The sequence below is a fragment of the Aquirufa sp. genome, from assembly GCF_964796385.1.
Map to the genome: position 1 here is coordinate 1 of NZ_CBAUBA010000052.1, position 11,498 is coordinate 11,498.

The 11,498-nt window shown below is 32.8% G+C and carries 14 protein-coding genes; 3 read left to right on the plus strand and 11 right to left on the minus strand.

Annotation, left to right across the window (positions count from 1 at the left end; translation table 11 throughout):
• Positions 1–885, plus strand: an 885-nt coding sequence (sufB, locus tag AC1W6K_RS11345) for a Fe-S cluster assembly protein SufB (protein WP_481947574.1), incomplete at its 5' end; no start/stop codon positions are given.
• On the opposite strand, the gene AC1W6K_RS11350 is transcribed toward sufB, so the two are convergent.
• Entirely contained in the window at positions 874–1,734 is an 861-nt protein-coding gene (locus AC1W6K_RS11350; protein ID WP_481947575.1) for a 1-aminocyclopropane-1-carboxylate deaminase/D-cysteine desulfhydrase, read from the minus strand. The genes sufB and AC1W6K_RS11350 overlap by 12 nt on opposite strands.
• Between AC1W6K_RS11350 and AC1W6K_RS11355 the strand changes: the two genes are divergently transcribed.
• Positions 1,727–2,755: an RluA family pseudouridine synthase gene (locus AC1W6K_RS11355; protein ID WP_481719484.1), complete on the plus strand. Its 1,029-nt coding sequence runs from the start codon at positions 1,727–1,729 to the stop codon at positions 2,753–2,755. The genes AC1W6K_RS11350 and AC1W6K_RS11355 overlap by 8 nt on opposite strands.
• Positions 2,752–3,201: an N-acetyltransferase family protein gene (locus AC1W6K_RS11360; RefSeq protein WP_481947576.1), complete on the plus strand. Its 450-nt coding sequence runs from the start codon at positions 2,752–2,754 to the stop codon at positions 3,199–3,201. Before AC1W6K_RS11355 ends, AC1W6K_RS11360 begins: the two co-directional genes overlap by 4 nt.
• On the opposite strand, the gene AC1W6K_RS11365 is transcribed toward AC1W6K_RS11360, so the two are convergent.
• From AC1W6K_RS11365 to AC1W6K_RS11410, 10 genes are all read right to left on the minus strand, one after another.
• Positions 3,194–4,201 carry a GntR family transcriptional regulator gene (locus AC1W6K_RS11365; RefSeq protein ID WP_481947577.1) on the minus strand — a complete coding sequence of 336 codons (1,008 nt, stop codon included), beginning with the start codon at positions 4,199–4,201 and terminating at the stop codon, positions 3,194–3,196. The two genes, AC1W6K_RS11360 and AC1W6K_RS11365, sit on opposite strands and share 8 nt — an antisense overlap.
• A gap of 12 nt (positions 4,202–4,213) precedes the next feature.
• Positions 4,214–5,527, minus strand: a complete 1,314-nt coding sequence (locus AC1W6K_RS11370) for a sugar porter family MFS transporter (protein ID WP_481947578.1) — start codon at positions 5,525–5,527, stop codon at positions 4,214–4,216.
• A gap of 40 nt (positions 5,528–5,567) precedes the next feature.
• Positions 5,568–6,431: a helix-turn-helix domain-containing protein gene (locus tag AC1W6K_RS11375; protein WP_481947579.1), complete on the minus strand. Its 864-nt coding sequence runs from the start codon at positions 6,429–6,431 to the stop codon at positions 5,568–5,570.
• Position 6,432: 1 nt separating this feature from the next.
• Complete coding sequence (locus AC1W6K_RS11380) at positions 6,433–7,578, minus strand: MFS transporter (RefSeq protein ID WP_481947580.1); 1,146 nt, start codon at positions 7,576–7,578, stop codon at positions 6,433–6,435.
• Between the two features lie 7 nt (positions 7,579–7,585).
• The gene (locus AC1W6K_RS11385) at positions 7,586–8,113 is read right to left on the minus strand and encodes a 5' nucleotidase, NT5C type (protein ID WP_481947581.1); all 528 of its coding nucleotides are present in this window, start codon (positions 8,111–8,113) and stop codon (positions 7,586–7,588) included.
• Positions 8,114–8,180: 67 nt separating this feature from the next.
• On the minus strand, positions 8,181–9,809 hold the full coding sequence (groL, locus tag AC1W6K_RS11390; RefSeq protein ID WP_481719478.1) for a chaperonin GroEL: 1,629 nt from the start codon (positions 9,807–9,809) through the stop codon (positions 8,181–8,183).
• A 33-nt stretch (positions 9,810–9,842) separates the two neighbouring features.
• Positions 9,843–10,121, minus strand: a complete 279-nt coding sequence (locus tag AC1W6K_RS11395) for a co-chaperone GroES (protein ID WP_395786308.1) — start codon at positions 10,119–10,121, stop codon at positions 9,843–9,845.
• Positions 10,122–10,236: 115 nt separating this feature from the next.
• Positions 10,237–10,569, minus strand: coding sequence for a preprotein translocase subunit SecG (secG, locus tag AC1W6K_RS11400; RefSeq protein WP_481719477.1), 333 nt, complete (start codon positions 10,567–10,569; stop codon positions 10,237–10,239).
• A gap of 2 nt (positions 10,570–10,571) precedes the next feature.
• The gene (locus tag AC1W6K_RS11405; protein WP_481947582.1) at positions 10,572–11,105 is read right to left on the minus strand and encodes a hypothetical protein; all 534 of its coding nucleotides are present in this window, start codon (positions 11,103–11,105) and stop codon (positions 10,572–10,574) included.
• 1 nt (position 11,106) lies between these two features.
• A partial coding sequence (locus AC1W6K_RS11410) for an LptE family protein (RefSeq protein WP_481947583.1) occupies positions 11,107–11,498 on the minus strand: 392 nt, incomplete at its 5' end.

Here is an 11,498-nt window from a genome sequence, read left to right on the forward strand (position 1 = left end):
TTTTCTGATGGTTCATTTTGTTATATCCCTATAGGCGTTCGCTGTCCAATGGAGCTTTCTACTTATTTCCGTATAAATGCTGCTGGTACGGGACAATTTGAGCGGACGCTTATTGTGGCCGATGAAGATTCATATGTAAGTTATTTAGAAGGTTGCACCGCACCACAGCGTGATGAAAATCAATTGCATGCTGCCGTTGTAGAAATTTTTGTTCACAAAGGGGCTGATGTCAAATACTCCACTGTTCAAAACTGGTATCCTGGAGATAAAGAAGGTAAAGGCGGTATTTATAATTTCGTTACGAAGAGAGGAATCTGTGATGGTTCTCATTCTAAATTATCTTGGACTCAAGTTGAAACTGGTTCAGCAGTAACTTGGAAGTATCCATCTGTAATCCTTAAAGGAGACTATTCAATAGGAGAGTTTTATTCTGTAGCGGTTACTAATAATTACCAACAGGCCGATACCGGCACTAAAATGATTCACCTTGGTAAGCATAGTAAATCAAGAATAGTATCAAAAGGTATTTCTGCAGGTTTTTCACAAAACTCTTATCGTGGATTAGTTCAAGTTTCACGTAAAGCAGATCATGCTAAAAACTTCTCTCAATGTGATTCTTTATTATTAGGAGATAAGTGTGGGGCGCATACTTTTCCATATTTAGAAGTTAAAAATAACTCAGCTTCTGTGGAACACGAAGCGACTACATCAAAAATAGGAGAGGATCAAATTTTTTACTGCAATCAGCGTGGTTTATCTTCTGAAACAGCTGTCGCACTAATCGTTAATGGTTATGCGAAAGAAGTTCTTAACCAATTGCCGATGGAGTTTGCAGTCGAAGCTCAAAAATTATTAGCTGTTTCGTTAGAGGGTTCAGTTGGGTAGTTTTATACCTCCACTGTGCAATGCTAGTATTTTTGATCCTCTAGGGAAATGTTTTTTTTGGATTAAATCATAAAGACCATAAAACATTTTTCCGGTATAAATGGGTTCTATTTTAACCTGATGATCATTTTCAAAAGTTGCGCAAAAATTATTAATAATATCAGTTTTCTTAGCATATTTACCCATAATGTAGTCTTCTAACCATATATTACCTGTTATATTAAATTCGTTCTCGTGTCTTTGTATTTCGGCAAGGTTATTTAAGGTTAATATTCCATAAATTGGCTTATTCCAAAATTTTCTTATTCCCAAGGCTGTAGTTCCGGTTCCGACTGCAGTTATTATATGAGTTGGATCGAAAGGTGTGACTTCATTTACCAATTGGCTTATTCCATTAATGCCTAATTCTCCATATCCTCCTTCGGGAATAACTAATACCTTTTCATTTACTGGCCAAACTTTTAACTTGTATTGTTTTCGATTAATGAAATACAATCTCATTCCCCATTCATGCATTTGGGTTAAATATGGATTGCTAGTATATGTTAATTCATCGCCGCGAACAATTCCGATTGTTTGTATATTTAATTGATTGCCAACGAAGGCTAAAGCATATAAATGATTAGAATATGCCCCGCCAAAACTTAAAAGTGGTAATTCAGGGTTTTCTTTCGCTATGCCAATATATTCGCTTAATTTGCGCCATTTATTGCCTGATATTATTGGATGAATTAAATCGTCACGTTTAACATATACCTTGATTTCAGCTTCTTTAAATATGGAATGATTCAACTCCTGAATAGGAGACGGTAATTTTAATATTGTTTTTTCAAATAAATGTATGTCCATAGACCAAGAAATAGATCAATTAGAATCAGAAGATGATTTATTTGAGCATTATAATTTTGTTGTTGACAAAGGTCAGCAATTAATGAGAATTGATTTGTATTTGTTATTAAAAATATCAAATACGAGTAGGTCACGCATACAAACAGGCATTTTAGCGGGATCTGTACGCGTGAACGGAAATTTAATAAAGTCTAATTATAAGGTTAAACCTTTAGATATTATTTCTGTTTCATTCGCTCAACCGCCTCGCGATACAGATGTTTTAGCTGAGGATATTGCTTTAAATATAATTTATGAAGATACTGATATCCTTTTAGTAAATAAATCACCAGGTATGGTTGTTCATCCTGCGCATGGAAATTGGAATGGAACGCTTGTTAATGGTTTATTATATCATTGCCAGCAATTACCGGGTTCAACCAATATTAGGCCAGGATTAGTGCATAGAATTGATAAAGATACGTCTGGCCTTTTAGTAGTCGCTAAGTCAGAGTTTGCTTTAACATATTTAGCCAAGCAATTTTTTGATCATACTATAGAAAGAACCTATTTTGCTATACTTTGGGGAGTTCCTAAAGAATTAAAAGGAACGCTTCGCGGAAATATTACCAGAAGTCCGAAAGACAGAAAGATTATGACTATTCTTCCCGAAAGTAATGAAGTTGGTAAACTAGCTATTACGCACTACGAAGTAATTGAAACTTTTGGATTTTGTTCTTTAGTTAAATTTAATCTTGAAACTGGTAGAACCCATCAAATAAGAGCACATGCTCAATCCATGGGCCATCCCTTAATTTCAGATGCTTCCTATGGCGGAGATAAAATTCGTTTTATGAGTACAATGTCTAATTTTAAACAGTTTGTTGACAATATGTTTAAAATTTGTCCAAGACAAGCATTGCATGCATATTCGTTAGGATTCGAACATCCAACTTCACATGAATGGCTTCAATTTACAAGTCCATATCCTGAAGATTTTAATCTATTGTTGGAAAAATTACGTAACCTTATAAAAATATGATTACGATTAGAAAAGCAATCAAATCTGATATTCCAGACATTATTTGTCTAGTTAAAGAATTGGCTTTATTTGAAAAATCAGCTAATGAGGTCACTGTTACAGAAGAAGACTATTTGATAAATGGATTTATGGACAATCCACTATATGGATGCAATTTAGCTTTTTATGATGGCAAATTGGCAGCATTTAGTTTATGGTATTTTCGGTTTTCTACATGGAAAGGCAAACGTTTATACCTTGAGGATTTGTATGTAAAAGAGGATTATCGTGGTTTTGGTATTGGAAAAATATTACTTAATACTGCCATTGATGAAGCTCGACTTTGTAATTGTTCTGGACTTATGTGGCAGGTACTTGATTGGAATACTTCAGCTATAGAATTTTATAAAAAATTCAATGCCAACTTAGATGGCGAGTGGATTAATGTTAACTTAAATATTAAATAGATTTTCTATCTATAAAGTAGTAATTATTCGAAAATCTTCCTTTTTCTTTGGTACGTATCATTTCGGCTGCTCGCTTACCCATTAAGGAAAAGTCATTTGAAATTACTGATATTCCTTCTGAAATTATTTCTTTCAATGGAGTATCATCATACGATAAGACGCCAATTTCTTGACCAAATTTCCAATGGTTTTTAGTACACCAATTAATCATTTTAATTAAATCAAATTCCCTAAATACGATGTAAGCATGGTTTTTTGATAGGTCATATTCCTCTTCCAAATCCGATATTATATCATGAGTAATTGAATATTTTTCGCAAAAAGATGTAAACCCCTTAATGATTCCTTGAGGTGTGTATTGAAAACTCTTACTGCTCAATACTAAGTTCAGACTTTGATATTTTTTTATTTTATCTAAGCATTCAGTTAGACCAGAATATATATTTTTTTCAAAATTTTGGTATAAAATAGAATAATCTTGTCCGAATTCCTTAACATCAATATCGAGTACTAAAAGTTTTTCTTTTGGAATTTTTTCTAAAATTTTTGCTACACTTTTATTAAAATGTGGTAGAACAATGTAATGATTGAATTTACCAAGATTGTCATTAATCAACGTTTCAAAAATCTTAATGTCATGGTAATGAAAGAATAGCGCGTGTGATACTTCTTGGCCAAGATTGTCAAGTATGCTATCTAATAGAATCTCTTTGTATGGTGTCATTGAGTCCATTAATATAAATACATGCATCGAACTTCTAGTGTCAGTACTTGCAACATAAAAACCCTTTCCATGGTGCGAGGTAATCAAGCCGCGTTCTCTCAATTCATCATATGCCTTAGTTACTGTCATTCTAGCCATCCCAAATTCATTTGCAACTGAATTAATTGACGGTAACTGTTTGCCTCTTCCTAACTCATTTTGATCAATAGCGTTAACAATACCATCAATTAGTTGTTGATATTTAGGTTTATTACTATTCGGATCAAATTGAATCATAGCTTAAAACTTTTAATGAATTATAATTTGTTTTTCTAATTCCTCTAATGTTGATCCTTTCGTTTCTGGCATTAAAAATTTAACATAGGCCAATTGCCCTATCATCATTAAGGCAAAAAAGAAGAATATAGAGGTTTCACCAATCAAAGTAGTAAATATGGGAAAGAAGTTTGTAATTAAAGCAGCTAAAATCCAATGTGTTAAAGAGCCCCAAGCCATACCCGTTGCTCGTACTGAATTTGGAAAAATTTCTGATATAAATACCCAAATTACAGATCCTTGGCCAATAGCATGTGCCGCAATGAAAGAGAAGATATATAATGGGACAAAATTAAATGACTCACTGTAAAATGAATAAGCAATTAACGATAACGAAACTATATAACCAATAGAGCCAATATACATTAGTATTTTTCTCCCGACACGATCAATTAAATACCACCCTAGTAGTGTAAATATTAAATTGGCCACTCCAATACCAGCAGATTGTAATAAGGCACTTGATTCATCCAAATGTGCTTTTTCAAATATCCGAGGCGCATAATATAAAACAGCATTAATTCCTGATAATTGATTAAAAAAGGAAAATAAGAATGCTAGAAGTAATGGTTTAAAATACCTCTTATTGAATATAGTTTCTTTATTATTTGAATTGGATTTAGATAATAAAACTCGTTTGATAGTTTCGTCAGCGTCCGAATCAACTAAAGATAATATTTTTTTTGCACCCACTAAATCATTTCTTTTAAGAAGTAAGAAGGTTGGACTTTCAGGGGTAAAAAGAATAAGGATAGAAAATAATAGGCTAGGTAAACCGACAATTGCCAACATAAATCTCCAGTCATTTTCACCTAACCCGTTAATTAAATAGTTTGAGACGTAAGCAATTAAAATACCAAGTACAATATTTAGTTGAAATGAAATAACTAGCTTTCCACGATGTTTTGCTGGAGCTATTTCAGAAATGTAAATAGGTGCCACAACGGAGGATGCGCCGATTCCCAATCCACCTAAAAATCTAAAGATCATAAAGCTATATACATCATTTGCCAGAGCTGCACCTATTGATGATATTAAAAAGCTTAATCCAATCCAAAATAAAGTCGTTTTTCTTCCATAAATATCGGCTGGAATTCCACCAAAGGCAGCGCCAATTACCGTGCCATAAAGTGCAGTGGCCATAGCAAAACCATGTGTCCAATCATCTAAATGCCATAGTTCTTTTATTGTTTTTTCAACTCCGGAAATAACAGTCATATCCATGCCAAAAAGCATACCACCTAAGCCAACTGTTATAGACCAAAAGAGTACATATTTATTCATCATGTTATATTATTTTAGGAAGGTATACTTCAAAATTTTTAATTTATATATTATTGTCATGTACTTTCGATGTGTAGAATAATAGGTGCTCAGGAGAAATATACTGTCTAAATTCTTGAACAATCTGATTTGATTCAGTAGACGAGATTTCGTCTTTATAGACCTTAGGTGTCTTTCCTGTGAATTTCTTAAATTCATTTGTAAAATGTGCTGAATCATAAAATCCAAGCATATCGGCTAATTCATGACTTTTGATCTCTTTTTTTTGTGAAAATTGTGCTAAAGATTGATTTATTCGCCTAATTTGAACATACTCTTTTGGAGTAATTCCAGAGATATCAATAAATAGTCTCATTAGTGCTTTATACCCTGATTCACTTAAATTTCCAAATTCTATCCCTGAATTAACATATGTATTTAGCCGCTCTAATTTTATCTTACGCTTAGGATTTAGAAGCGGCAATAGGAATTCTTGAAAGATGGTACATCTTTTTTCAAATTGATCAGTTTCTAATATTTTTTTAATTAAATCGGATTCAATTTTAATTAAACTAGATATTGGCACTGTAGTATTTAAAAAATCTTTAAAAGTCGTATCCACAAAAGGATACAATCCTCCAATTTTAAACTTTATTCCGAATATATGATTTCCTATTTGATGTTTGTAATAACTTGGAATGGTGTGCAAAGCCTCAATAACGTGAGTATCAATTTTCTCAAAAACAGATGGATTTTTTTGTGCTCTTAGGTAAGGTAAACCTAATGTAAATGTAATGTTTAACTGATCTTCTGGAAATATTGTTTCAATTTCGTACGGAATATCAGATTGATCAATTACAGATTTTTCCCATAGATGATCAATGTAAGGTTCTAGTTCAAAAATGGGTTTTTGATAGTGAATTACCATATTAATTTTCTGAATCTGGAAGGAAAATAGTTGCAATTAAGCTACTTAGTAAGCCAAGTACGATTAAGAGTATTAATGAATATTTCAAACTCGAAATATCCGCCAAATAACCAATTATAACCGGTCCAATTAAAAATCCAATATAGGCAATAGTTGAGACGCCCGCAATGGCAATGGATGGTTTGATTTTAGTTTGCATACCTGCTTGTGAATAAATAATAGGTACAATTGTTGATACACCTATTCCAACTAAAAAACATCCGCAAATTTTAATTAAAATATCATAACTGACTAAAGTAATACTCATCCCTACGGCAATTAGAATTCCGTTGATTATTAATACATTTTTTACTTTATATTTATTTGATAAAAAATCTCCTAATAACCTTCCTAAAACCATAGCTGCCGCAAAGGTTGTGAAGCCAATTGTTTGAGGAATTATATTTGAAGATATAATTTCTTCAAAATAGAGTGTTATCCAATCTGCCATGGCACCTTCGCACAACATGCCACAAAAAGCAATTAATGCCAATGTGATTAAATATGAATCTAAATTATAAATAGAGGCATCTAACTCTTCATTTGAATATTTAATTGACTTTTCATCTGGTAATAAAGCGTAATAAAAGGAAGGTATTAGTATTAAATTTAGCATTGCAATTCCCCAAAAATGAATTTTGTATCCAAAGTTCATTGTAATCATTAGGCTACCTAGCAAAGCTCCAAGCATAAGACCAATTGAAAAAATAGCATGAAATGATGACATGAAAATTTTTGAAAGTTTATTTTCTAGTGTAATTACTTGTGTATTCATGGCTATGTTTAATATATCACCTGACATGCCAAATAAAAATAAAACACCAAACAATTGAAATGCAGTAGAACTATAGCCAATTAATGGGACGATACATATGTACATACAAACTGCAATCAAGCATATTATTTTCGAATTGTATTTAGCTATTAACCATCCTGCTAATGGTAGTGATACTAATGAGCCAATTGGCAGTCCCATAAGTACAGTTCCTAGTTCAGCTTCTGTTAAATTTAGGAGCTTTTTGAAATCAGGAATTCTTGTTGCCCACGTTGCAAAATTTATACCGCACAAAAAAAATAAAATACCTATTCCAAATCTCGTTTTGAACATAATTGAACTATAATAATTTGCTTTTCACATCCAACCATGAATTAACTCGTTCATACGAATTAATATGTAAATTATGTGGAGCTGAAAATAGGAGAGGTGTGCCAGTGAATGTTACTAAATTTCTTTCATGGTCGTCGATTAGGTAATCAGCTTGAATCATATGTTTATGTCCACAAAATACAATATTATGCCATGTAATAAATGGAAAATGCTTCTTCATCCATTCTAACTTTTCACTTAATGAATTAGGAAATTCAGTTGCTGCAGATACAACGAAGATTTCATAAGATTTAGTTAAGTCTTTAATTACTTCAATAGCACCCTCTTTAACAGGTAAATCGGTAAAAAATCCAGGTTGCCATAAAAATGAATTATTTTCTAAATACACCTCATAAAACGTTTGTTTTAGCTTTATGTCATTTGACATTAACGCTTCATATGTATATGTACTATTGGTTATGTTGTTGATTGTTTGAATGATTTTTATGGTTGTATCGGCCATAACGTCATCCATATCTATTGCTATTCGTTTCATTAGTAAATTATAAATAAAAAAAACTCCTCAAATATGAGGAGTTTTTTTATTAAAATATGAATAATAATTACATCATTCCACCCATTCCGCCACCAGGTGCGTGACTATGTGGCGCTTCTGCAGCAGGTTTATCAGCAATTACGCACTCAGTTGTTAATAGCAACCCGGCAATAGAAGCAGCATTTTCTAATGCCAAACGAGTTACTTTAGTTGGATCAATAATTCCAGCAGCGATCATATTTTCATATTTATCTTCACGTGCATTATATCCAAAATCATCTTTACCCGCTTTAACAGCATTAATTACTACTGATCCTTCACCACCAGCATTAGCGACAATAGTACGTAATGGAGACTCCACAGCTTGACGAATAATATTTATCCCAGTTGTTTGATCCTCATTTTCACCTTTTAGGCCATCTAATGATTTAATAGCGCGAATGAATGCAACACCACCACCAGCTACAATACCTTCCTCAACAGCCGCACGAGTAGCGTGTAATGCATCATCTACACGATCTTTCTTTTCCTTCATTTCAACTTCTGTAGCAGCACCAATATATAAAATGGCAACACCACCAGATAGTTTAGCTAAACGCTCTTGTAATTTTTCACGATCGTAATCAGATGTTGTATTTTCTATTTGAGCCTTTATTTGATTTACACGATTTGTAATATCTTCTGAAGATCCAACACCATTTACAATAGTTGTATTGTCTTTGTCTATGATGATTTTTTCAGCTTGGCCTAGGTATTCAATTGTTGCATTTTCCAACTTAAATCCTCTCTCTTCTGCAATGACAGTACCACCCGTTAGTATGGCTATATCTTCTAACATTGCCTTTCTGCGATCACCAAAACCCGGAGCCTTAACAGCTGCAACTTTTAGAGCACCACGAATTTTATTAACTACTAAAGTAGCCAATGCTTCTCCATCGACATCTTCAGATATAATTAACAATGGACGACCTGTTTGAGCTACAACTTCTAAGACAGGCAGTAATTCCTTCATAGATGATACCTTTTTCTCTGATATAAGTATAAAAGGTTTCTCTAATTCTACTTCCATTTTCTCAGTATTCGTTACGAAATACGGTGAAAGATAACCGCGATCAAATTGCATACCCTCAACAGTTTTTACTTCAGTCTCTGTTCCGCGTGCTTCTTCTACTGTAATTACACCTTCACGACCTACTTTCTCCATTGCATTTGAAATCATTGTACCGATTTCGAAATCATTGTTTGCTGAAATTGTAGCAACCTGTGCTATTTCATTAGAAGTTGTAATTGGTCTTGATTGAGCTTTCAAGTTTTTAACGATAGCTTCTACAGCCTTTTCGATTCCTTTCTTAAGATCCATTGGATTCGCTCCAGCTGCTACGTTTTTTGAACCAATTGTGTAGATAGCCTGTGTTAAAACAGTTGCTGTTGTAGTTCCATCCCCAGCTTGATCAGCTGTTTTTGATGCAACTTCTTTAACCAATTGAGCACCCATATTTTCAACGGGATCTTCTAATTCTATTTCTTTTGCAACTGAAACACCATCCTTTGTAATAGATGGAGAACCAAATTTTTTATCAATAATTACATTTCTACCTTTAGGTCCTAATGTAACTTTAACTGCGTTTGCAAGGGTATCAACCCCTCTCTTCATTTTTTCACGCGCTTCACTGTCGAAATATAATTCCTTTGCCATAGTATGTATAAGTGATTTTTCGGTTTAACTAAATTATAAAACTGCAAAAATGTCAGACTCTCGCATGATTAAATAATCCTTTCCTTCAATTGTAATCTCAGTACCAGAATATTTGCCATACAAGACTTCATCTCCAACTTTAACAGTTATAGGTTCATCTTTTTTCCCATTTCCAATAGCTACAATAATACCTTTTTGAGGTTTTTCTTTTGCTGTATCTGGAATGATAATTCCAAATGCTGTTTTTTCTTCAGCTGCAGCAGGCTCAACGATAACCCGATCTGCTAAGGGCTTAATAGTTAATTTTGACATGTTTGTATAAATTAAAAGATTAATAACTTTTGTAAAACACATTTATAAATAAAATGCGTGACATCATATACAATATGCATGCCACGCAAGAATGACTGAAATAATGTCAGTATACTTATTTTGATGCCGGTGCTGGAGCGCTAATTGGCGCAGGAGCAGAAGGTAAAGTTTTACCAGCCGCTTTCTCTACATTTATAGATTGTATGCCTTCCGAATCTCCTGATGTTAATGTAAAATTTGTTACAAGAACCAATAAAAGAATTGCGATTGAAAAACCCCAAGTTAGCTTCTCAACTAAATCTCCAGTTTTCTGTACGCCAAACATCTGAGTTGCTCCTGAGGATGAGAATTCTCCACTTATACCACCACCTTTTGGATTCTGAACTAGAATTAATACGATAAGTAAGGCCGAAAAAAGAATAATCAGTGAAATTAATAAGGTGAACATAATCAATCTTGATTTAATAATATGGTTAATTCCGAAATACGAGATGCAAAGTAAAGCCTTTTTTCAGGTTTAGACAACATTAATTTTGTGTAAATGTCAATTGCAAGGGAAATTTTCCCTTGTTTTACCAATATGATTGCAAATGTTTCTGATACTGGAGGAGAATATGGAGTTTCTGATAAGTCGGCTATGTCTGAATTATCAGTACTATTTTTTTTATTTCTTGATAAAGTGGGTTGATTAGTTAAAAATTGATCAACAATTTCATTTTGATTTTCAAATGAGACTTTTTTTTTCGCATGATTTTCTGTAAAGGCTAAAGGGGCATCTACAATTGATTGATGGTAGTGCAATCTAAATGGAGATTGTAGGGCAATTTTGCGTTGTGTGATTGAATCAAGCTGTAAATTCCAATTAAGTAGAAAAAAATAAGGGTATTTTTTTACATAATCCGAGATTATATTTTGACTTTCTATGTTTTTTCGATTGTACTTGTATAATAATAAATAAAGTTCTTGTGTCTTATTTGTTTCCATATTACCAATCTCCAGCTATTTTGTTGAATAAATCTAATATAATTTGGTCTATTAACTTTGGAATTAATGTTTTCTCAACTTGACTTAAAGTTTGATTTTGAGGAAAGTCTTGATAAAATGAAAATTCTTGATCAAAATTTTTAGTTTCATCTAATCGATTAGTTAACTGAAATTGAACTCTTAATGTTAATCGGTTCAAACCTGCTTTATCATCAGAGGTAGGCGCTTGCGGAGTTAAGTCGTATCCTACTATGGTTCCTTCAATTTGTAAATCTGGATTTTGACCAGTGATTTTTAAGGTACTGTTTCGTTGAAAATATTCTTTTACCTTCTCATTTATAGATAGACTTAAATTACTTGGACCACCAGCAGTCTCCATTCTTATATTCGATA